The organism is Cytobacillus sp. FSL R7-0680 (assembly GCF_038009245.1).
GTDB classification, from domain to species: domain Bacteria; phylum Bacillota; class Bacilli; order Bacillales; family Cytobacillaceae; genus Cytobacillus; species Cytobacillus kochii.
In genome coordinates, this window is the sequence record NZ_JBBPAO010000001.1 from 4,197,249 (window position 1) to 4,219,887 (window position 22,639).

Consider the following 22,639-nt stretch of genomic DNA (forward strand, 5'->3'; position numbering starts at 1 on the left):
TGGTGAGATGATAGTGAAAGTGGCACATCGAGATGAAGCAGAGGTCGAGCGCCGGCTGATAGAGGTGCTTGGAGAGGGTCATAATCAGTGGAATTATCGTTCGGATTTAAAGTCTGAAGCTGATTTATGGCAGAATTTACGTAATATCATTACACAGAATAACTTATCAGAAATTGGGGAACACCCGATTTCTGATAAGGAGTTTGATAAAGTAAAGACGGAAATTTTACTGAGAACGCGGACTCCTTTTGATGCGGCACGATGGTTAAAAGGGGAGAATGGCATTGCGCGTATAACGATTGAGCGCGATGATATTTCTTTAGGGTCGCTGTCGTTAGTTCTTTTTTCTAACCAAGATATTGGTGGAGGAATTTCGAGATACGAAGTGGTTCATCAAATTGCGAAGAAAAGAGTCCAAGAAGATGGTCGTGATCGCCGTTTTGATGTGACTTTGTTGATTAATGGCTTACCGATTGTTCAAATCGAATTAAAACAAGTCACCGCCAAAGATGGTGTGTTTCAAGCATATAATCAAGTGAAAAAATACGCCGAAGAAGGCGTTTTTCGTAACAATATTTTTTCGACTCTTCAGTTATTTGTCATTTCTAATGAGCAGACGACGCGTTATTTTGCCAATGCGATGCCAAAAGATATGCATAAGAAATTCGTCTTTAGCTGGCGGACAAAAGACAATCGCAAAGTAGATAACCTCTATGAATTTGTCAAACAAGTATTGAACATTCCCGATGCCCATCGTCTCATTGCTCATTATACAATCGTTAGTGAGGAGAATGGTTTCAAAGCGTTGATGGTCTTACATCCCTATCAAATACATGCGATTGAAGCATTATTTACTTCAGCGATGAAGCACCAATCTGGTTATGTATGGCATGCGACAGGTTCAGGGAAAACGTTAACAAGCTTTGTCTCAACAAAGCTATTGGCCCGAAAACCGGGAGTAGACCGGACGATTATGTTGATTGACCGGAAAGATTTAGATAACCAAACGACATCAGAGTTCACGAAGTTTGCTTCTGAATTTAATACCGGGATTTCATCAGGCAAGGCAAAATCAAATAGTTTAATCGTCGGAACAGGTAGTTCAAAAGAGCTCAGTCAAACATTAGTAGCGGATGCAAATTCAAATACGGTCATTATTACAACCCGTCAGAAATTAGAGAAAGCGATAGAGTATGCCAAGAAACAAGAAGAAAAAGAGGGGAAAAATCGATTTCATAAGTTAGTTGGACAACATATTGTCTTTGTTGTCGATGAATGTCACCGTGCATTAAGTGCAGAAGGGATGGAATCAATTAAGAAGTCTTTCCCTAATTCGACTTGGTTTGGGTTTACAGGCACACCGATATTTGATGAAAATAAGAAACAGGCGAAAGGCAGATTAGCGCGGACAACAAGGGACCAGTATGGAGATGTCTTACATACATATACGATTAAAAATGCGTTAGATGATCATGCTGTCCTAGGATTTCAAGTCGAACATGAAGATACCGTAGTTCCGGTTTCTTTAAGCAACCATATTTACAATGAGCTGCGCCAAAATGAGAAATACGCGGATTATACTGATAATGAGGTCAATGATCTCATTGATCAAATGGATGGTATTGAAAAAGAGACCTACTTATCGCCAGCGAACTATGAAAATGATGACCATATCCAGAAAGTCATCCATAAGATTTTTCGACCAGATAATGCGTATACCAAGTTTGATTTTCAAAACGGCCGACCACAAAAGTCTGCCATTTTAACGACCAGTTCTATTGATATGGCAAAGCGCTATTATCATGCGATTAAGCAAATGACACAAAACCCAAATTGGTTAACGGATGAGTTTGCTGATCACCCAATCCGTAAAGGGCGTACGATAGAAGATGCTGATTTCCCTCGCATTGCCATTACTTACTCATTACAGGAAAATGAAGAAAATGCCAATGAGAATCAAGAGGAAATGAAGCAAATCATCAAAGAGTACAATGCGTATTATGATACGTCATGGTCGATTCAAGATATAGAGAGATATAATGGCGATATTAATAATCGGTTAGCACGAAAAAAAGCGGAGTTTAAACAATTTGGAAAACACTTGGACTTAGTCATCGTTGTCGATCGCCTTTTAACGGGCTTTGATGCGCCTACCATTCTAACACTTTTTGTAGACCGAAACTTAAGCTATGCCAATCTCATACAAGCTTTTTCACGAACGAACCGTACGTATCCAGGGAAAACAAAAGGGCTTATTATGACTTTTAGAAAACCGTGGACGATGGAGAAGAATGTAGCGGATGCGACGAAGTTATACTCTGACAAACAAGAAGAAACAGATCTTGTCTATCCAACGTATGATGACTCATTAAGACGATTTAAAAAAGCACATAAGAAATTAAAGTCTTTTGAAATCATCCCGACGGATATTGATGAGCAATCGTCAATAGAGACACGTATTGAATTTGTCAAAACCTTTCAAGAGCTAAGCAATGCTTATGAAGCCCTTGTCACGTACGATAATTATAATGATGATATGGAGAAATCACAGGCACTCAGAGATCAGGTTATGCTAATTGAGGAAACAGTCGGTGTATACAATACGATAAAAGGGTCACTCGTCAATGAAAAAGACGAGGATGATGAGGAAACAAGTCCTGATTTCTCAGAGATTGAATTTTACGGAGAAAATACAATCAAACTCTATGATATTGATTCCGCTTTTATCGATCAATTACTCGGCAACTACTCAGCCAACAACCAAGATATCCGTCAAGAAATCGAAAAAGCGTTACAAAAATTAAAGAAACCGGAAGCAGTAAAAGCAGTGTACAATGCCATCTTGAATGCCATAGACCAGAAAGAAATTGATGCCAACGAAGATATCCTAGCTGTCAAACGTCAATTCTTTACACAAACAAAGAACGAACGTATTCAAGAATTTGCCCAAACATGGTTCGTAGACGAAAATGAACTCCATCTATCAGCCATGCAATACATCATCGGCACCGAACCGATTCCTAATATTGCCGGCATCCTTAACAGCAAGCAATTTGATAAGTACAAAGCAATCCATCCGGAAGCAAAACCGTTAAAATATGGACCGGAGATGAAGCGGGCATGGCGGAAAGCATTGGATGAGGTCATAGTGCCATTGGATGAAGAGTTGAGATAAAGAAAATGTATGTAACTAGAGATTTAGGAATTTAATTTAGTTGATCGAGATGGGAAGCTTTTATGGTATGGGCTTCCTGTCTTTTTGTTTTTAGGTCTTTGTCATAATATCATTTCAGCATGTTACTGCAGTTCTACTCGGTAAATATTTTTAGAGAGAAGTTGCCGGTTACTATCGCATACCTATGACATACAGGGGATTTCTCCTTCTTTTATTAAGACAAAACCATTCTGCAAATCTTGTAAAATTAGCGTTATCATAGGAGCCAGCATTCTAGCGAACCGTTGCTTTAAAACTCCCCTCCCATGAACTATAGGTGAAACTCAATTGATAATGGTGAGTACGTTGGATTCATTGAAATGGTACTCAACTTACCTTACCTCGAATTTTTGTGTGACTTAAGGACTAACCCGCGATTATTCTTTTTATAGTTACACATGTAGAATGCTACTAAAACGTAAGCAGAAGGTACTTCTCTGAACCGGATGATTCTTTTTACCTTGTTATTATCCTTTTTTCTCCACAAACAATAGTGGATAAAGTATTATAAATATAATGAATAATAAAATAAAGGGTGGGGTGCACATGAAAATTGAAATAGATGTGGATTTAATAGCTGAAGGAGAAAAGGAAAAGCTGATGGCATTATTTAGAACTAACAATGATGGAGATTTTAATATAGCATTAAAAGGTATTGCATATTCAGCAATGACAGAATACAAAGAGATGTTGCTTGGGAAAGGGTTACCTACTAGAGCGGATGAAATTAAACAACATCGTTTATATCATCTTATTAAGCATTATTTTAAAGGAAGGTTTCCTAGCGAAGCTGAAGTGTCATCTATGTTTCAGTTAACTGATTCAGAAAGTAAAGCTTTGATTCGAAATGTTAAAACCAAGTTTAAATACCAATTAGAAAAAGAACTTTCATATACTTTGAGAAGCGCTATCTCTTCAGCAGAACTTAGTGAGAGTAAAGCTGAGTACCATGTAGTGATACAGTCCGATAATGTATTAGAAGAGTTAAATAGATTAATCAGCACTTATGCACCTCATTTAGATCCAATTACTAAAGTTAGAGGGAGTGCAAGAAAATTTCAGATATCAGAGGATTCTTATGCATTGCTAGAAAATCAACTTAATGATGAACAAGAGGTAGCTATTATGGAGCCAATAGATGATTGAAGATTTAAATAAGTTAATTGAAGGTTCATTTAATGCTATTAGTATTTTATTAGTTTTTTCTACAGGTTTATTTAGCATTAGCTATCCGTCAATTAATGATGTGTTGAATGAAGACATAGATAGAGGGAAGCCTAAAGCATTAAAAAGACAAAAGGAAAAGCTATATAATATCTTATTCAGTAAATGTATACCGATTTTGACATTAAGCACTATTATTGTATACATTTCCTCGCCATTAGGAATTAGAATTGCTTCTGAATCAACATTGGATCTAATACATTTTGATTTTATAAGGACTGCTTATATGCTTATTTGGTTTCTGAATATAGGAATCTTTATTATTTCGGTGTATCTCTTATATCAATTAATAATGAAAATTAAGGACTGTAAATAATGAACTCACCAAACACCTCATGTATTACGAGATAATCTCCACACATGTGGAAGCAGTGGCCAAACTAACGTTGGTATAACGAGGGTTTTGAGCAAGGTATGTACACTTTGACCATATTTCAACCACATACCTTGCAAAATCTATATTTTAAGATGTATTTTTTGAAAAGATCTACTGATTTTTCTTTCATTGTTTCTGTTACATGAGCATAAACGTCTCCGGTCGTAATTGATACTTGTATGATACAACTTTACTTGAACTTCCTTTAATCCCATACCAGATTTAAGGCACATAGTTGCATGAGTATGTCTAAGATTTTAGAAAAAGTTCAATTACAATATCCAGTGGATTCGTCCATCATTCTACCAATTATACTGTCAGCTATTCAAAAATGCTGCACCCCAACTGAAGAACCAGCAATTAGACCAGCTACTGCCCATGTACTTTTGAGGTCTTTTGCGGTTCATTTCCTTAATTTATAATATAGATTTCCTCTTTTAAATTCCCTATCTTTTTACAATACAAGGTAGTTTCAATTTTAACTTATGATTTTTATGACATAAGAAAAGGACAATACCACTGATTGTCCTACATTGAGTATTAAAAATCTAATTACCTACATATGGATGGATATGCACTAGCATCCTTTCCTTTAAACATTTTCCTTGCTTATGATTATCCATTGTAATAACAACCCAACAAGTATCCCAGGTATAACACTAATCATTGGTAGCCATATAGGTGCTATATGTAAATCAAACAAAGTTATCTTCGTAGAAAAAATGGTTCCTACGGTCATAAAATACCCTGAAAACAAAAACAGGAAAGATGAATACGGCTTTTCACCACCCCCTGCATCTTTATAAGCATCCCATATTGCAAAAAAATATAAACAAGGAAAAAATAAAATCCACTTGTGGTTAATTAGTTGAATTGCCCTTTCAACATTACCTTGTAAGCTAGATAGGATAATTAGATTTAGGTTCCCTTTTACAATAATTAAAACAATTAAAGGTATGAGTACAATGCCTTTAAGGTATTTACCATTTAATATTTGCCCAAAACCAGGAAATATAATGCTCCAAAGTAATACTTCGATTGTTTTCACGCCATTTATTTGTTTCCACTTTTCTTTATTATATTTGTCCGATTTATTGCTGTTGGTACTTCTTCCATCCATCCATTTTTTATCATGATATTTGCGCCATCATTAGCATATTTTACAATTTCAGCTGAGAGCCGATTGTAATTTAACACTAGATCGCTTCTTTGACTAACTGATGCGGCAACACCATAATTACCTATACCACCTGCTACCAGCATGTTAAAATGAAACATCATTAGCTTATCTGAAAAAACAGGAACTGTAGATTCTAACGTAGCAGCATCCCATGTCATTGGTACTTGAAGATCACTTTCAATTAAACAATCACCAAAAACTTTTATGTGTTTTTTAGCTATTTCTTTTCCTCTATTCATATAGTCTCTTACTTTTTGTGATTCTGCTGTTTGCCCGAAACCTATAGAAAGCATTACACCAATAACATTCGTTTGAATATTCGAGAATAATTGGGAAATTTCTATTACGTTCAGTGGTCTTTTCTTCCCAATAAACGAAATACCGTCAAAATAGTTTTTATCTTCAACAAAATTGACTTTATTAGGAATAGGTATATGTGGTGGCCGAATTAATAATCCTTTATTGAGTAAGCTATCAATGACTTGATCATAAAGTTTGGAGGTCTCCTCATGACAAGAACTAAAGAAAGTACGTATATCTTTTCTAGTTGACATAGCTTTCATCAAACTGTACTGCGCCATTCCTGCTTTACCAAGGTTTTGTAAATAACTTAGAAAGAAGATATCATCAAATAAACGAGGTGCTTGTAGGTTAACATCTTGTTCTGTAAACCCAACGGGGATTGGGATTTCTTCTTCGGTGAATATACCTTTTATATTGTCCAAATTTTGAAGAGATATGTCATAGGCTATTTGAATATACGGTTCTATATCTGGGTCTTGAACTTGCACTAGAAAGTAATTTAAAACATGTTCTGTCATACTATTTTGTAAGTAAGTTGACCAAAGAGAACCAAGTTCTGAAGAGGTTAAGGGTATATAATTTGTTTTACTCAATATGTTATCCTCCCAAAAGTAACAATTTTAAACATAGTATTTGATCGATAAAAAAAACTATTAATGGTAAATAATGAGATAAATAACACCACTAACTGAAAAGTTTCCCATCAATGTTTATAATGCCGTACTAGGAAATAGATGAGTTTTTTATACAAAAGTGGGAAGACAAGAAAGACAGAGAGAACCTACTCGAGAAATATAAAGCCAAGCAGTTCATCGAGATTATAAGAGATGCTACACCAATTACAAAGTTTAATTTATTCTTTAAACTAGTCGAGAAGATGACGGTTTATAAAGTGAAGAAAAAAGTAATAGTGACCTTGTTAGAAGGAATAGAGTAGAGTGTCAAGAAATATAAGAATATGTTTGCCGGTTGGGGTTAATTATCTTGACCGGCTTTTTAATTTTTATTTCGAAAACAATTCATAAGTATCCTTTAATACGGAGTAGACGTATATTGCGTAGCAGTATCACCTGACTTGGTGACTATGTAAAAGCATGTAGTGAAAGTCGATGGTTATAGAATATCTGTGATCCCTCGGCGGCTTATTCAGCAGTTACGCCTTAACCAACAATTGGTTGGTTATCATCGCTCAGCTATATGAAGGCAAAGCATATGATATCATAGACCTATACTTAAATTTAGATTTAGGTTGTTCTAACTTAAAAGGTGAGTGCAGAAAACCTAAGACTCTTAAAATTGCATTTAAAATAGTTAAGCTGTTGTCTATTCAATTCAAATGATTCGATTTAGAAGAGGCATTTAAGTTTAGACGTGGAATTATTTATGATATAGATTAAGGATTGATTAATGAAGCAAGTGCCATCACCTGTTTTAATTATCATACATACAAATACTTTGTACCAACGATACAATTTGAATAGATGGAAGAGTTAAGTAAATTGAATTCTATAACTATAAATTAAGAAATAGAGGAGTGAGACATCAATATGCAATATGATGCAAAGAATTCGGAAGAATATCTAGAATTGCTTGAAGACGATTGGAGAAAAGAGAAATTGCTTGCGGTTCGACAAATGATTTTTGCTTATGCACCTGAATTTGATGAGGTGATTCGCTATAAGATGTTGAATTATGGTAAAGATGGTACCTATGTGTTTGCATTAAATGCGCAAAAACATTATGTCAGTCTCTATGTGGGTACAATAGATAAGGTAGAAAATGCAGAGACCCTATTAACTGGTTATAATTATGGAAAAGGCTGCATTCGTATCAAAAAAACGATAAAGATGGAAGATACGGGATTGGAACAATTTATTCATAAAACCGTTGATATGTGGCGCGCCGGTGAAAATACGGATTGTTAAGCTTGAGAGATAAGAAGGTCACAATCCCGTTGTAATCATATATGTAGGTGTCTGACCGTGTTAAACATAAATGCCAAAAAAAAACGCTTCAGAATGCCTCTGAAGTGAATTTAATGTAATCATATGTGGAGGAAAACGATGACTTATGAAGAAATTATGCAAAAGCTTGAAGAATTAGGCAGTGACCAAACAAAGAGAATCTTCTTGAACCACGGAGTAAAGGAACCTTATTTTGGTGTGAAAATTGGAGATTTAAAAAAGCTTGTTAAGTATGTAAAGAAGGATCATGAGTTAGCATTACAACTATATCATTCTGGAAATCATGATGCGATGTATTTGGCAGGTCTATCTGTTAGTCCAAAATTAATGGCAAAAGAAGACTTACAAGACTGGGCTAAGAGAGCTTATTGGTATATGGTCGCTGAATATACCGTTGCGCAGGTAGCAGCTGAAAGTGAGTATGCCCTTGAATTGGCTAATGAATGGATGAGCTCAGAGCAAGAGATGATCGCAGTTGTTGGATGGAGTACATATGCGAATTATTTATCAATTACTCCTGATGAGGAGCTAGACATAGGGGAAATTAGGACATTGTTGTACAGAGTGAAAGATTCTGTACATGAGGAACGCAATCGAGTTCGTTATGTTATGAATTCCTTTGTTATTTCCGTCGGCTCCTATGTACCTGAATTAACGGAAGAAGCGAAACAGGTAGCTGATTTTATTGGGAAAGTACATGTGGATGTAGGAAATACTGCTTGTAAGGTACCGCTCGCAAAAGACTATATAAAAAAAGTAGAAGAGAAAGATCGAATTGGAATAAAGCGTAAGACATGTATTTGTTAATATAATAAAGATGGTCCTGCTCATTACCCATGTGTGTTTGAGGTCAAAAAATAAGTGGGAAATTATCATTGAAAAGTTTGACATTCCTCCACAACCGAGTGCTTTTCTTGCAGCAAGAATTTCACTCTTTTTATAAATGGAAGTATATATAAGAAGATTTTATGAAAGTCCCAAAAGAAACCGTTTGGAAATGAATGTGATCAATTTTATGATAACAATGAGAAAGGGTATTAAAAATGAAGGAGGAATAGGTCATGAATGTTTCATTCCATATTGAAATTCAAAATCTTTATCAAAAACTAATAGATGCTTGGAACAATCGTGATGCCCAGGGAATGGCTGTACTCTTTGAAGAACAGGGAGTCCAAATTGGTTTTGATGGAAGTAAGTTAATAGGGTCAGAAGAGATTTTATCGCACCTTACACCCATATTTGAAGGTCATCCTACTGCTCCTTTTGTTACTAAAGTTAAAGAGACAAGGCTTTTAGGTACTGATGTAGCAATTTTACAGGCTATTGCAGGTATGATTTCACCTGAAACATCAGATATTAACCCATCAGTAAATGCTCATCAAACGCTAGTTGCCGTGAAGAAAGATCATGAATGGCAAATTGAACTGTTTCAAAATACCCCGGCTCAGTTTCATGGCAGACCAGAGTTAGTGGAGGAAATGACAGAAGAGTTAAGGCAATTACTTCATAACTGAAGTCGTAGCCTTGTTCAGCAAAAGGGCGCTTTCTGCAACAATGGAGGCGCCTATTTTCATTTAAGTGAGAAATAACAACTACAATACATTAGGTGATTAGGATAAAAATATGGTGGTAAACCGCATAATAAAATGCGCATTAAACAAGAAGCGATGGCAGTGGTAATTCTAGGTTAAAAAGGTCAATTGTTAGAAGTAGTGGATAATCAATTAAATCAGAAGAGAATATTTCATCACCAGTTATTCAAGAACAGAAAATCGGTAGAAATGATTCTTGTCCATATGGTAGTGGGGGAAAATATATATAGTTGTTGCAGAAGAACAGCATCGATGTAATGTTTCTGTTATTAGGATTATAAACGGTATATTTGAATGTACTTGTAAAGGTTTAAAAAAGCATAGATTAGAATCTCTATTTCCCTATTTTTCTCTCATTAAATTTTGTTAAATATAATATTTTTTAAATTCATAAATCTAAAACAAATAAGTTCAACCAGTAATTTCTGGCTGAACTTATTATATAGCCCCCTATAGTTGAATAATACATCTATTTATACTCTGTTAGGTTTTTTTTCATAAGTGTGGCAACTTGTATATTGTCATGTTGAGAAGTATTTTCTAGATGTTTTATAATTAATTTTTGGCGTTCAATAGGATGGTTTTGACTTAATTTTGCTTTTGCCTCAATTCTCGTAATTTTTAGTTTGAACGCTACAATTCCCTTACTCATTCCCTTTATAAAACTAGATTCAACATTATTTAAATTATAAATGCTATCCGGGGATTCGTATTTGTTTACTAAATCATTTAAAGAAGAGTATATTTCCTTATAATCTTCGACAATTTCCACCTTTCCAGATATATGAATTGATACATAATTCCAAGTGGGTACTGCTTTCGTTGTTTCGTACCAAGTAGGAGAAATATAACAGTGAGGACCTTGAAAAACCGCAAGTATTTGCTGGTCATCAATATCTTTCCATTGTTCATTCGCACGTGCAAAATGACCATATAAAGTATCTCTAGATTCATTTAACATAAGTGGAAGGTGTGTAGCAAATGGTTCTCCATTATGTTGAGAAAAAAACGTTGCAAACCCATTTTTTTCGATAAAATCATAAATTACTTCTTCATCTTCAATTTTAAAATATTTAGGGATATACATACTTATCCACCTTTCAAGAAGTTTATTTGATTGTTTTTGTCATTATAAGATCGATTTGCTCTTCATCTCCCATATAAAACGAGTGAGATCCATTCTGGACAAAACCTAATTTGTGATAAAAATTAATGGCATTTTCGTTCTTTTCCCATACCCCTAACCAAATTTTTCTTTTATTGGATGTTTCAGCAATATCTATTGCTTTATTTAATAGTATTGTTCCCAGCCCAAGCTTTTGAAATTTTTTCCTGATATAGATTCTTTCAATCTCAAGTGCTTCCTTTCCCATAGCTTCGGTTTGTGCATCATTCTCATTCACTTTTAAATAACCAGCTTTTTCATCATTCAAATATATAAAATAGTACTGAGATGAAGGGTTAAGCAATTCTTTTTCTAATTGCTTGAAATTAAATGCACTTTCCAAGTAGATTTTCATATTTATAGGTGAATTTTGATCTTTAAACGTATCATTAAAAGTTTCATATCCGATTTCTTGTAGTTTTTTCAAATCAACCAAATTACATTTTCTAATATTTATTTTCATTACATTTTGTCTCCCTAAAAAATTTAATAGTTCCGTTTGTTCCCTTTCTTCACAAACTCCCAATCTTTTTCTACATTTTTTCTAACTCTCTGAAGAATGTTAAAAATAGTCTCTACTTCTTTCTTCGAAAGTCCCTCTAAAGCTATTTGATTGGAATAGTTATTTTCCTTTTTAATTACTGGAAACACTTGTTTTCCCTTTTTTGTCGGATAAAGTTTTTTTATTTTTTTGTTATGAGCATCATCCTTTTTTTCAATAAATCCGTTTATTTCAAGCTTTTTTATAGCACGAGCTGCTGTTGTTCGATCTACTTTTATCATTTCTGCTAACTTCTCTTGTATGATTCCTGGATTTTCACAGATTCGCACAAGATAGAGATATTGCCCTTTTGTAAGTTCATATTCTTTAAATTCTATATTACTAATTGAATCTAATGCTCTTGCAATCATTCCGATTTCCCTGAGGATTTCCAATGCAATCATTCCTTTTTTGTTGTACAAATATTATTTAAATTCTACCCTAAAAATGTTGCAATTACAACAATTCTTATTTTAGAGCTGTAATCCTTCAGGAAAACATCACAATGGACAAATCCACGGACCAACTGTAATGGAATAGTGATTTCCCTTCTTATTAGCTGTTTAAAATTTGTAGTTACTTTCGGAAGATTGTATAATCAAAAAATACTGGTTTTTTGTAAACAACAGGAATTGGTGAGAAAAAACAATTGATTCCTAGTGGTTTTTGTTTTATTCTAATAAATATAGGCTTTCTAGGGTTCCGCTTTATTAAAAGGACTGGTCCGAGAGAAAGCGCAAAGCTTAAAAGCTTTGTTCACGGAGGGATAAAAGCCCGGGAGATATCACAAATATTTGTGGTATTTCCCGGGCTTTTTTTGTATTCTTATGCTTCCTTCTAGGAACAATATAAAAAATATTTGAAAGAGGTGTTTTTATTCATGTGGTTATTAGTAGTAATTGCTGCAATCTTTGAAATTGGGTGGGCAACCGGATTAAAATATGCAAATGATCCTTTGACATGGTCACTAACTATTATAGGTATTGTTGTTAGCTTTAGCTTATTAATTGTATCATCAATCAAATTACCTACTAGTACTGTCTATGCTGTATTTGTTGGACTAGGTACTGTTGGTACAGTATTTGTAGATGTAATATTTTTCGGGACATCGTTAAATTTAGGTGCAATCCTGTTTGTTGCACTTTTATTAATAGGTGTAATTGGATTAAAAATGGTCACTGGAGAAAAGAAAGAAGTAAAGGGGGCTGGTAAGTAATGAGTTGGGTTATTCTTATTCTTGCAGGTATCCTTGAAGTAATAGGTGTTAATGGTATACAAAAATATACTAAAGGTAATACAGTAAGTGGAATTATTTTTATTGTATTTGGATTTAGCATTAGTCTATTTTTATTAGGAATTGCGATGGAAAGTATCCCTTTAGGAGTTGCATATGCAGTTTGGACTGGAATGGGTACAGTTGGTAGTGCAGTTGTTGGAATGGCTTTTTATAATGATTCAAAAGATATTAAAAGAATAGTCTTTTTAGCCTTAATTATTATAGCTGTTGTGGGATTGAGGGTTGTAACTATTTGAAAATTTTATCAAAATATTTCATATTTTCTATCAAATCTACAATTATAGCTTTCAAAAAATAGATGTTAGACAAGTTTTTTTGCACTATATATTGCATTTAAGAAGTCCAAAGTTAGAACAATAGGGCATGAGTAAGAGATAAATAATAACTTGTTGGAAATTTCCAGACATATAAAAGTAAATACAACACCTAACTAAGTCCCTTAAACGAAAATTGGGAAGGGGGTGAATATTATGCACCACAAAGCACCATTAGTTGAAATTTTGGGGTTAACCTTTAACTTGTCAAATATTTTAATGATTACTGTGTCTAGTGCTATCGTATTCTTAATTGCTGTAATTTCCACACGCCGTCTGGCGATGAAACCTACAGGAATGCAGAATTTTTTTGAATGGATTATGGATTTTGTTAAAAACATAATTAAAAGTAACATGGCATGGAAGGATGGAGGGAGATTCCATGTATTAGGGATTACCCTTCTCATGTATGTGTTCGTTTCAAACATGCTAGGTCTCCCATTCGCAATAGTATATGGAGATACCTTATGGTGGAAATCACCAACAGCTGATCCGGTAATTACATTGACTTTGGCAGCAATGGTGGTTGGTCTATCGCATTACTATGGAATAAGGGTGAAAGGGTTAAAAGGATATTTTAAGGACTTTTCCAAACCAATGTGGTTTTTGTTCCCTTTAAAAATTATCGAGGAATTTGCCAACACATTGACATTAGGTCTTCGTCTTTACGGTAACCTTTATGCGAAAGAGATTCTACTCTCGCTATTGGTTGGTTCACTTGCAACTGGAGTTGTGGGCACCCTTGTCGCGGTTCTACCAACATTAGTATGGCTTGGGTTCTCAGTATTCCTCGGTAGTATCCAAGCATTTATTTTCTGTATGTTAACAATGGTTTATATGTCTCATAAAGTAAGTCGAGACCATTAAAATATACCTGTTTATAAACAAAACCTTATTGTTTTTTATTTAAGAGGACTACTACATTATAGGAGACTTCCCTTAAATTAGGGGGAGTCTGTTTTTTTAGCCAATAAATTTAATATATCCCAATTATGATGGGCAGGATGCAAGTTTACATGTCTGGGAATCTATAGTAAAGGGACTTTTTTAAATAGTTATTGCAAAGGGAAAAATAGTAATCTTAGTTTCTTAGAGAACTAGTTTTATCCACAGACTAAACAATAATTAAGGAGATAAAATTTTGAAAAAACCTAATGATATTATTTTAAAGGGTGTAACAAAAATAGCAGTTGTTATTCTATTTACCTTTGCCATTAGCCTCTTTTTTTCAGGACATCATAATACTGGAGGTGGCTTTATAGCAGGGCTTACAATTGCTTTTGCTATAACACTTTTATTTTTAACACACGATTTAGATAGAGTAAGAGCATATTTCCCCTTTGATTTTAAGGTGATAATGGCAGTAGGTGTATTAATCCCTCCGGTACATCTTAAAAAAATTATAAAAAAAGAATCTGATAAATAGGTTACTGAAGTTGAATATATTTTCAAATCTCTCTTTTATCAACAATATGAAGTACTAAAGTCAAATATTAATTCAACTACAGCCACATTAGCATTTCTTACATTATTATATGGACTACTTGCAGAACAATTATATGGTGAGTCAGAACGTCTCGATGAGAAAATATCTGAATCTTTGCATGTTTTTTGACAAGGTATAAGCACAAATAGAGAATAAAAAACAATGACCTTTGGAATTTTCAACAATATAAATTTTGACTAATTTAGTCGCCACAAGGAGACTTCACCTGAAACAGACTTTGGCTCTGGAATGGTATCGAGAGGTGAAGTTCTATTAATTATTGCTGCAACTGGATTAAGCAGCGGACTACTTGTGCAAGAATATTACACAACAATTATTATTTCAATTATTCTAACTACATTAATTGCTCCTCCATTACTAAAAATCTTATTCCAACTTGATTCACGAAAAAAGCTAAAAGAAAGTAATTTAAATGAGGATGGGACATAACTAGCGTCAAATAATTAAAAAGAGAATTTGAGTGCACTCAAATTCTCCTTTTTCTATTCTTTAGTTCGTTTAGTAATAAGATTCCATTTTTAAAAAAAGTAGGATTAGCTGTCGCTTAAAATAGTTTATAAAAGCATGGATTTTCCGTTCAAAATGTCCATGCTTTTACAATCAATCTTATTTAAGTGGATTAATACTACTTATCTTCACGTAGTAAGTAGTTGTTCCCGTCTTGGTCTTTAAATGAGAACATTGTACCAAAAGGAAGTCTTTGCATTTCATCTACTTCTACTCCATTTTGGTTCATTTTTTCGTAAGCTGATTCTATATCAGTTGTGCTAAAAAGAATAGAAGGGTGAGAAATAGCTGAAGGGTTTTGTTGTTCCATCGCTGACTTGGAGTAAAGAACAAGTGTTGTAAATTCGTCTTCACTTGGACCGACTTCTATCCAAAACATGTTTGGTCCCATAGCTTGTTCAAATTTTAAGACAAAACCAACTTTGTTTATCCAGAAGTCTTTCGCTAGTTCTTGGTCTTTTACATAAACAGTTACCTTACCAATTTTGTTAATCATAGAAAACTCCTTTTTTGTTATAACTTTACTCCCAGTAATTTTATCATTTAATTTTAACCATACCAATTTTTCATTTCGTTTTATGCTGTTCCAATTCATTTGATAGGAAAAAGGATGTTGAATTAGGATAAAGCCTATAGAAACATTAAATATCACATATTGTCTCCATGATTGTCTTTAGCTAGAAGGTATTATTGATGAAAAATAGAAATATTATGTAATCTATTAAAAGGGGGAGACACGATGAAACTAGGAGCATTTTCTATAAGTTTAAATGTAAAAGATATTCATCGATCAAAAGCATTTTACGAGGATCTAGGATTCAAAACGCTAGGAGGGGACATTAATCAAAATTGGCTTATATTGAAGAATGAACAAACGGTCATAGGCCTCTTTCAAGGAATGTTTGAAAAAAATGCCCTTACATTTAATCCAGGGTGGGATAATAACGCTGAAAATCTAGAAGATTTTACAGATGTGCGAGAACTCCAAAGAGAATTGAAAGAAAAAGGAGTGAAATTGATACAGGAAGCTGATGAATCAACAGAAGGACCGGCATTTATTACTCTGGAAGATCCAGACGGCAATCCAATCTTAATTGATCAACATCGATAAGGTGCGATGAAAAATTCCTTTTCTTTCTGGTGAGATTAGTCTATTTCGCATTTGCATCTGGTTGATGAATACCGAAAATATTTCCTTCTGTATCCTTATAGTACCCCTGCCAAGCCATGCCAGGGAGAGCATATTGGGCAATGCTACTACACCACCATTATTAAGTATTTTTCCTTCAATCGCATTGTAATTTTCTACTCCTATTGTACATGCATAACCATTTAATGGTTGATTTGATTCAGGAGGAGGACTTTGACGTTGCATTAAAGCACCGTTAATTCCAGGCTCACCCTCACCACCAGTCACTGCCCCAAAATAAGGCATACCAGCAAACTCGCTCCAATCTTCAAATGTCCAGCCAAATACCTCGCCATAAAACTTTCTAGCACGGTCCATGTCATCTACATGAATTTCGAAATGTACTAATCTACTCATGATTACCTCCTAATTTTTCTTAAAAAAATGAATCCCTCATGTATGTAATTTCTACTAATCTGTAGGGCGCTCCTTCTCAATATGGAATTTAATTTATCTATTATACATTAATGCCAAGCACTAGGAAGGTACCTTTTATTAAAGAGAGTCACTTGCTACACAGCAGAAGATTATTGTGTAGCAAAAAACTTCATTGTTAGGTGAAAGAATATAAAGGAGGGAAAACAATGAAACATTCGTCGTTTGTTATAAGAAAAGCGGTTCTTGAGGATGCCATGGGCTTATGAAATTGTTATCTTAAATCTGGATTCAGAAGAAGTTACATTTGTTGAAGAATTAATATGAAAGAGTGGTTTATTGACCATGCTTCAAATTATAAACATTCGTTTGCTAAATCCAAGGATACAAGAATCAGTGAACGATGCTCTTACATCCAGGTTACTATACCAATGTTAAGGCGATAAATCGTTATGAAATAATCGTTTTGCAGCCTTTTTACAATTGTTTCTCCGTGTATTTTTCCTGTATATCCTTCTGATATAGGTGTTTCATCTTTGTGAAAAACAAACGATGCTATTGTATGGTATCGAGTAGAGGGGGGTTCTTAAGTTGTTAGGTTCATATCCTTTAATAAAATGAAAAAGCAGTAAATAAGAATCGCCATATTAGATAGCGCAAGAGTGTAAACATCTAAATTAAAAATCAGTTCTCCGAGGGGTATTATTCATCTCCGCCTTATAATTCTCAATTGATAAGGCAGTACAAAACCATAAACAATAAAATAAAACAAAATAGAGAAAAAATTAAACCATCCTTTTTCTATCATGTAACCAAAGTATTCTATTCCAATTTCGATACCAAATGAAATGAGAGTGAAGAATATGACTAAACTCCATTTGTTTTTCTTATTTGCGAAATTTAAGAAGATACAAGCTAATGATGACGGGATGAAGGTAAAAGAGAGAATATCTCCGATTCCTAGCTTTTTAGGGGAACCTAAATCAACTAAGTCGAAAACGCGTAAAATAAATGCATCCATGATCCATGTTGCAAACCCAACAATACAAAAAATGATATATACCTCTGTTCTATTAATTCTCTTTTTGGGCATGAGGATAAAGATAAATAAAAGCGTAACAACAACGATGATTGGAAACCATAATCCTTTTGCTCCAAGGTCTAGATTACTAAGTGCAGTAGAAAGCATGGTATCTCCTCCGAAAATTACTAAAACTTAGTATGTCTATTAAAGAGAAGCAAAATACATATTAGTAACGGAGTACGACTGCCGTCCAGTATATAAAGCTCATAATGACAAAAACACCTATAAAGGTGAAAACGGCAGATGGCAACTTTTTATACGTACATATAAGAACCCATCCAACGATTATATGGATAAGTAAGAAGATGAGCATCAAGACCTTCGACTTCCTTTCATTAAAGATATTGGTGCAAGACCATGGGGCTTCTGCTCCTCGTCCCTAGCCTTTTTTATAGACCAGCGCTTTCTAATCCACTAATGGTCGTAAATATACGAGAATATACGTCTTTTACATGTTCCCCTTTAATCTTTAAGGTGCATCCTTTATAAACATCAAAGCTAGGTGTATTGTGACAAGCGCTAAGTAGCAATAAAAAACTGAAGGTGACAAAGGATGAAGCACTTCTTCATTTCAAAAAGACCGCTCCTCTTTAATAGGATTTTAGCATAATATCTTAAAGGAATATTTAGAATAGTAAACGAATTACTTAAATAAAAAATATAAAGGGGGGAAAACTATGAATCATTCGTCGTTTGTTATAAGAAAAGCGGTTATAGAGGATGCAATCGGCATCGCAAGAGTACACGTCGATAGTTGGCGCAGCACCTATGCAACCATTTTTCCACAAGAATATCTAAATAGACTTTCGTATGAAAAGAGGGAAAAATTGTGGATAAACAATATTCCTCTTGGTGGCGTATATGTGGCAGAAAATGAGGTTGGTGAAATCATTGGATTTTCTTCGGGTGGGGAAGAGAGAAGTGGGAAGTACAACGGTTTTGATGGCGAACTGTATGCGATTTATTTATTAGAAGAGTATCAAAGAAAAGGAGTGGGGTCGGCGCTGTTTGCAGCCGTTACTACTGAACTGAAACAAAAAGGATATCAATCAATGCTCGTTCTAGTTGTGGAGGATAATCACTCTTATCGATTTTATGAAGCCCTTGGTGGGGGAAAGATTGATTCTATTGAAATGGATCTGGCTGGTGAGAAATATACGGAAGATGTGTATGGGTGGAGAGATATTACCTCTTTGACATTAGAAATCAATAAACGTTTTACATATCGTTAAAGTGAGATTCATACTCAATTGTTATCTTATTGATAGCGGGGATAGCATCAGTGGCTATCAGTACATTTGGCGAAGGAGGAGCCAAATGTTTTTTTGAGTATTTCTAAAGAGAAAAATTACCATATTTACTGTATAATAGGCTTATATAAATAGAGGGTGGGATAGTGATGACTTATCCAGTGAGAGTGAGGGCATGTGCGCTAATCATCGAAAATGATTCAATTCTTTTGATTGAATATGAAGATGAGAGAGGCATTCATTATAATTTGCCTGCAGGGGGCGTAGAACCGAATGAATCAGTCATTGAAGCTGTAAAGCGAGAAGCGAAAGAAGAAGCATCAATTGACGTGAAAGTAGGTCCTTTAGCATTTATATATGAGTATGCTCCGCACTTGAATGCGAATAAATACGGTGATATTCATTCGTTGCAGTTAATTTTTGAATGTACCCTTACCGATGAATCTATTCCTAAACAACCAAAGTATCCTGATCCTAATCAAACTGATGTAAAATGGATTGAATTATCCGAATTAAATAACATCTTACTTTTCCCCCATTTAGGAGAACATATTCTTACCTATCATCAACAGAAAAGAAATATCGGATTAATAGAAGAACAAACGCTAAGTTGATAGGAGGAGAATCTTGAAAAGAAAGATATTCGCAAAATTTGTTACTAGAATCATTATGAAAGTAAGAGGTTCAATATTTAAATGAAGTACAAAAAAACGACTGTCATAGTTAGTGTCATTTTGGTTAGTGTCGTTTGTGTGATGTTATTTAACTTTCTAAAGAAAGATGTCTGGGATGTGAATGCTGAGTTATTGAAAGAAGAGGTATTGTCCATTGAGTCATCTGTAGAAGAAGTAAATTTATTGGATATCACACCATTTGAGTGGGATAAGGTTTATTTCTTTGAGCCTTATACTCAGAAAGAGTGGATATATGAAACGGTCGGATATAAATGGGATACTATTAGTGAAACAGTAAACGAAGGAATGAACCAAATAGTATTTATAAAGAATAATCAAGTGGTTTGTTATGTATATAAATACCCAGAAAATAACGGATACGGCATTTCTATGAGTGAAAAAACAACTCAAGTCCCTGGCGGCTTTCTCCTTAAAGCGGATGAACAGCGCCCATTTGAAGTGGTAAGGCATGGTGGTGTGGTCTATTTAAAAAGCAACTAGCAGATTTAATGTAGATAAAAGGAGAAAATGAAATTGATTACATCTGGAGAAGTTCAATTAGGGTTATATCGTGAGGAGCACTTAGAAATATTAAATAGATTTGAATTACCGGAAAAACAAGCGAAGTTTACAGCATTACCAAAGGAAAAAGTAGCTGTTTCTGATGGGCAATATCGAGTAGTTATCCTTTCAAAAGACGTACCAGTAGGCTTTTTCCTGCTACATAGTACAAAAAGGGTAAGTGAATATACCGTTAATCCTCATGCTATGTTATTGACAGCCCTTTCTATAGATTACAAACATCAGGGCAAAGGGTATGCTAAGCAAGCGATGCTCGCGTTAAAAGCATTTATCACTACTCATTTCCCAAATTGCAATGAAGTGGTTTTGGCGGTCAATCATAAAAACATTCCTGCACAGCAATTGTACTTAAAAGTTGGTTTTGTTGATACTGGTGAGCGGAAAATAGGAAAAATTGGCGAACAGTTTATACTGAAATTAGAGATAAAATAATAGACCATTTTTATCTCAAACCACATTCGTATTTTGAAGGAATACTAGCGTTTCTGTTTATGCAGAAACGCTTTTCTTTATGTAAAGAAACCTGGGTGAATGATGGGGTCTATAAGATTAAAACGTTAATGTGTTCGTCTCGATTTTCTTTCTCAATATTGCACTAGAAAAACCAATAGTATATTGTTCTCTTAAGTTATTTGGTTTATCAACTTAATCGATTCAACAAACAATTGGAGGAATTTAGCTGAATGAATAAACAGGTCCAACTGAATAAGATTAAAGAGGATTTTATTCAAAGTCAAAAGGTGCTATCAGCCATTGGTGATGAAACGCGTCAATCAATATTATTAGTGCTTATGGGGACGGATTGTGAAACGGGAATGCGCGTGGGTGAGATTACTAACCAAACACATCTTTCAAGACCTGCCGTTTCTCATCATCTAAAGATTTTGCGTGAAGCTGGAATCATATTAATGCGTAAAGAAGGCACAAAGAATTTTTATTATATAAATGTACGATCAGAATTAGGGTTATTAAAAATGCTTGTAGGAGATATTGAAAAATTTATGGATGATTTTTATAGATAATGAAGGAAAAGGTGGATGAAATATGAGAGCAATGGTTATTAATCAATATGGAAAAGTGCCTATGCAATTGGCAGAGATGCCTATACCAGAAATCAGTGATCATGAGGTACTTGTAACCATTTATGCCGCTAGTTTTAATCCTATTGATTTTAAGATCCGGGATGGGAAAGTGAAACTATTAGTTAAATATAGTATGCCACTTATATTAGGTAATGATTTTTCTGGTGTTGTTACAAAAGTCGGTAAAAAAGTGACGCGTTTTAAAGTAGGTGATGAAATATATGGCCGCCCCCGCAAGAGTAAAATTGGCACTTTTGCGGAATACCTTGCCATTCATGAAGATGACATTGCATTAAAGCCAAGAAATTTGACCTTTGAAGAAGCAGCATCAATTCCGTTGGTAGGGCTAACTTCTTATCAAGCGTTAATAGATATTTTACAATTGCAAAAGGGTCAAAAGGTGTTTATTCAAGCTGGAGCAGGTGGAGTCGGCACCTTTGCTATTCAGTTGGCAAAAGAAATGGGTGCTACCGTGGCAACGACTGCGAGTCAAGCTGGTGAAGATTTAGTAAAATCTCTTGGAGCCGATATCATTATCAATTACAAGACGGAACAATTTGAAGAGATACTGAATGACTACGATGCAGTCTTTGATACGCTTGGCGGAGAAATATTAGAAAAATCTTTTGAAGTGGTAAGGCCTGGAGGAAAGATTGCTTCCGTTTCGGGACTACCCAATGCTCGCTTCGGTAAAGATTATGGCTCAGGTTTTTTTAAGACGTTATTGTTTTCCGTGGCAAGCCATAAACTTACGAGTCTTGAAAAAAAATATCAGGTTCATTATACTTTTTTATTTATGAAACCAAGTGGCAAACAATTAAAAGCCATCGCAGACTTGATTGAGGCTAGTAAAATAAAGCCGATCATAGATAAAGTATTTTCATTTGACGATGCACAAAAAGCGATGGAATATGCAGAATCAGGGAGGGCAAAAGGGAAAATCATATTAAAAATTAAATAGGTGCTAAATATTCTTTTAGTGACTGTAAAATACTAGTCCCTCACATATGGAACTAGTTTTTCCCTTTCTTAAATCGTATTTATTTGTCCGTTCTCTCTTAGAATGGAGAGGGAAGAATTTTCATTTGAAGCTATCCATTCTCAATTGAAGACTCTTTTTTTCTATTTTATAGTTTATTTCACAATAATGTAATATTTAGTTGAAAACGTATACATTTCTTATATAGCCTATATTTAGCGTTGATTCCTCATAATATTT

Annotated in this window: 24 protein-coding genes, 2 pseudogenes and 1 riboswitch; of the genes and pseudogenes, 18 read left to right on the forward strand and 8 right to left on the reverse strand. The window is 34.4% G+C overall.

Features of this window, described 5'->3' with window-relative positions; genetic code table 11:
- The first annotated feature begins 7 nt into the window (after nucleotides 1-7).
- The 3 genes from MKY26_RS21065 (at nucleotide 8) to MKY26_RS21075 (ending at nucleotide 4,754) form a co-directional block, all read left to right on the forward strand.
- Entirely contained in the window at nucleotides 8-3,175 is a 3,168-nt protein-coding gene (locus MKY26_RS21065; protein WP_445293133.1) for a type I restriction endonuclease subunit R, read from the forward strand.
- A 585-nt stretch (nucleotides 3,176-3,760) separates the two neighbouring features.
- Complete coding sequence (locus MKY26_RS21070; RefSeq protein ID WP_328199734.1) at nucleotides 3,761-4,360, forward strand: hypothetical protein; 600 nt, start codon at nucleotides 3,761-3,763, stop codon at nucleotides 4,358-4,360.
- Complete coding sequence (locus MKY26_RS21075; protein WP_328199735.1) at nucleotides 4,353-4,754, forward strand: hypothetical protein; 402 nt, start codon at nucleotides 4,353-4,355, stop codon at nucleotides 4,752-4,754. The genes MKY26_RS21070 and MKY26_RS21075 overlap by 8 nt, the downstream gene beginning before the upstream one ends.
- A gap of 652 nt (nucleotides 4,755-5,406) precedes the next feature.
- Here the strand turns inward: MKY26_RS21075 and MKY26_RS21080 are convergent.
- Both MKY26_RS21080 and MKY26_RS21085 read right to left on the reverse strand, forming a co-directional pair.
- On the reverse strand, nucleotides 5,407-5,934 hold the full coding sequence (locus tag MKY26_RS21080) for a hypothetical protein (protein ID WP_341098538.1): 528 nt from the start codon (nucleotides 5,932-5,934) through the stop codon (nucleotides 5,407-5,409).
- Entirely contained in the window at nucleotides 5,868-6,890 is a 1,023-nt protein-coding gene (locus MKY26_RS21085) for a DUF3231 family protein (protein ID WP_328199737.1), read from the reverse strand. The genes MKY26_RS21080 and MKY26_RS21085 overlap by 67 nt, the downstream gene beginning before the upstream one ends.
- A gap of 954 nt (nucleotides 6,891-7,844) precedes the next feature.
- Here MKY26_RS21085 and MKY26_RS21090 point away from each other — a divergent pair.
- From MKY26_RS21090 to MKY26_RS21100, 3 genes are all read left to right on the forward strand, one after another.
- On the forward strand, nucleotides 7,845-8,222 hold the full coding sequence (locus MKY26_RS21090) for an iron chaperone (RefSeq protein ID WP_341098539.1): 378 nt from the start codon (nucleotides 7,845-7,847) through the stop codon (nucleotides 8,220-8,222).
- A gap of 138 nt (nucleotides 8,223-8,360) precedes the next feature.
- A complete protein-coding gene (locus MKY26_RS21095) occupies nucleotides 8,361-9,068 on the forward strand; it encodes a DNA alkylation repair protein (protein ID WP_341098540.1) in 708 nt (235 codons plus the stop codon).
- Between the two features lie 254 nt (nucleotides 9,069-9,322).
- Complete coding sequence (locus tag MKY26_RS21100; protein ID WP_341054228.1) at nucleotides 9,323-9,775, forward strand: SgcJ/EcaC family oxidoreductase; 453 nt, start codon at nucleotides 9,323-9,325, stop codon at nucleotides 9,773-9,775.
- Nucleotides 9,776-10,322: 547 nt separating this feature from the next.
- Here the strand turns inward: MKY26_RS21100 and MKY26_RS21105 are convergent.
- The 3 genes from MKY26_RS21105 to MKY26_RS21115 are packed head-to-tail and all read right to left on the reverse strand — an operon-like array spanning nucleotide 10,323 to nucleotide 11,963.
- The gene (locus MKY26_RS21105) at nucleotides 10,323-10,940 is read right to left on the reverse strand and encodes an FMN-binding negative transcriptional regulator (protein ID WP_307315083.1); all 618 of its coding nucleotides are present in this window, start codon (nucleotides 10,938-10,940) and stop codon (nucleotides 10,323-10,325) included.
- Nucleotides 10,941-10,962: 22 nt separating this feature from the next.
- Entirely contained in the window at nucleotides 10,963-11,481 is a 519-nt protein-coding gene (locus tag MKY26_RS21110; RefSeq protein WP_341098541.1) for a GNAT family N-acetyltransferase, read from the reverse strand.
- Between the two features lie 23 nt (nucleotides 11,482-11,504).
- Nucleotides 11,505-11,963, reverse strand: a complete 459-nt coding sequence (locus MKY26_RS21115) for a MarR family winged helix-turn-helix transcriptional regulator (protein WP_307315393.1) — start codon at nucleotides 11,961-11,963, stop codon at nucleotides 11,505-11,507.
- 279 nt (nucleotides 11,964-12,242) lie between these two features.
- Nucleotides 12,243-12,342, forward strand: a riboswitch (guanidine-I (ykkC/yxkD leader).
- A gap of 97 nt (nucleotides 12,343-12,439) precedes the next feature.
- Here MKY26_RS21115 and MKY26_RS21120 point away from each other — a divergent pair.
- The 5 genes and pseudogenes from MKY26_RS21120 to MKY26_RS21140 form a co-directional block, all read left to right on the forward strand.
- On the forward strand, nucleotides 12,440-12,775 hold the full coding sequence (locus MKY26_RS21120) for a DMT family transporter (RefSeq protein WP_328199743.1): 336 nt from the start codon (nucleotides 12,440-12,442) through the stop codon (nucleotides 12,773-12,775).
- Nucleotides 12,775-13,092: a DMT family transporter gene (locus MKY26_RS21125; protein ID WP_307315075.1), complete on the forward strand. Its 318-nt coding sequence runs from the start codon at nucleotides 12,775-12,777 to the stop codon at nucleotides 13,090-13,092. The genes MKY26_RS21120 and MKY26_RS21125 overlap by 1 nt, the downstream gene beginning before the upstream one ends.
- Before the next feature lie 234 nt (nucleotides 13,093-13,326).
- Nucleotides 13,327-14,037 (forward strand): F0F1 ATP synthase subunit A, encoded by a 711-nt coding sequence (atpB, locus tag MKY26_RS21130; RefSeq protein ID WP_307315072.1) that lies wholly within the window; start codon nucleotides 13,327-13,329, stop codon nucleotides 14,035-14,037.
- A 274-nt stretch (nucleotides 14,038-14,311) separates the two neighbouring features.
- A complete protein-coding gene (locus tag MKY26_RS21135; protein ID WP_341098542.1) occupies nucleotides 14,312-14,596 on the forward strand; it encodes an MnhB domain-containing protein in 285 nt (94 codons plus the stop codon).
- Between the two features lie 300 nt (nucleotides 14,597-14,896).
- A pseudogene (locus tag MKY26_RS21140) lies at nucleotides 14,897-15,106 on the forward strand (cation:proton antiporter domain-containing protein); the annotation flags it as partial.
- 196 nt (nucleotides 15,107-15,302) lie between these two features.
- On the opposite strand, the gene MKY26_RS21145 reads toward MKY26_RS21140, so the two are convergent.
- Complete coding sequence (locus MKY26_RS21145) at nucleotides 15,303-15,680, reverse strand: VOC family protein (protein WP_341098543.1); 378 nt, start codon at nucleotides 15,678-15,680, stop codon at nucleotides 15,303-15,305.
- 243 nt (nucleotides 15,681-15,923) lie between these two features.
- Here MKY26_RS21145 and MKY26_RS21150 point away from each other — a divergent pair, with 243 nt between their 5' ends.
- The gene (locus tag MKY26_RS21150; RefSeq protein WP_341098544.1) at nucleotides 15,924-16,295 is read left to right on the forward strand and encodes a VOC family protein; all 372 of its coding nucleotides are present in this window, start codon (nucleotides 15,924-15,926) and stop codon (nucleotides 16,293-16,295) included.
- A gap of 40 nt (nucleotides 16,296-16,335) precedes the next feature.
- Here MKY26_RS21150 and MKY26_RS21155 read toward each other — a convergent pair.
- A pseudogene (locus tag MKY26_RS21155) lies at nucleotides 16,336-16,730 on the reverse strand (VOC family protein).
- 724 nt (nucleotides 16,731-17,454) lie between these two features.
- Nucleotides 17,455-17,937: a hypothetical protein gene (locus MKY26_RS21160; protein WP_341098545.1), complete on the reverse strand. Its 483-nt coding sequence runs from the start codon at nucleotides 17,935-17,937 to the stop codon at nucleotides 17,455-17,457.
- A gap of 572 nt (nucleotides 17,938-18,509) precedes the next feature.
- Between MKY26_RS21160 and MKY26_RS21165 the strand changes: the two genes are divergently transcribed.
- The 6 genes from MKY26_RS21165 to MKY26_RS21190 all read left to right on the forward strand — a co-directional run bounded on the left by MKY26_RS21165 (nucleotide 18,510) and on the right by MKY26_RS21190 (nucleotide 22,381).
- A complete protein-coding gene (locus tag MKY26_RS21165) occupies nucleotides 18,510-19,064 on the forward strand; it encodes a GNAT family N-acetyltransferase (RefSeq protein ID WP_341098546.1) in 555 nt (184 codons plus the stop codon).
- Between the two features lie 167 nt (nucleotides 19,065-19,231).
- Entirely contained in the window at nucleotides 19,232-19,696 is a 465-nt protein-coding gene (locus MKY26_RS21170) for an NUDIX domain-containing protein (protein ID WP_307315053.1), read from the forward strand.
- 81 nt (nucleotides 19,697-19,777) lie between these two features.
- Nucleotides 19,778-20,257: a hypothetical protein gene (locus MKY26_RS21175; RefSeq protein ID WP_341098547.1), complete on the forward strand. Its 480-nt coding sequence runs from the start codon at nucleotides 19,778-19,780 to the stop codon at nucleotides 20,255-20,257.
- A 33-nt stretch (nucleotides 20,258-20,290) separates the two neighbouring features.
- Nucleotides 20,291-20,770, forward strand: a complete 480-nt coding sequence (locus MKY26_RS21180; protein WP_445293134.1) for a GNAT family N-acetyltransferase — start codon at nucleotides 20,291-20,293, stop codon at nucleotides 20,768-20,770.
- A gap of 251 nt (nucleotides 20,771-21,021) precedes the next feature.
- On the forward strand, nucleotides 21,022-21,360 hold the full coding sequence (locus tag MKY26_RS21185) for an ArsR/SmtB family transcription factor (protein ID WP_328199754.1): 339 nt from the start codon (nucleotides 21,022-21,024) through the stop codon (nucleotides 21,358-21,360).
- Between the two features lie 22 nt (nucleotides 21,361-21,382).
- Complete coding sequence (locus tag MKY26_RS21190) at nucleotides 21,383-22,381, forward strand: NADP-dependent oxidoreductase (protein WP_341098549.1); 999 nt, start codon at nucleotides 21,383-21,385, stop codon at nucleotides 22,379-22,381.
- Nucleotides 22,382-22,639: the final 258 nt, after the last annotated feature.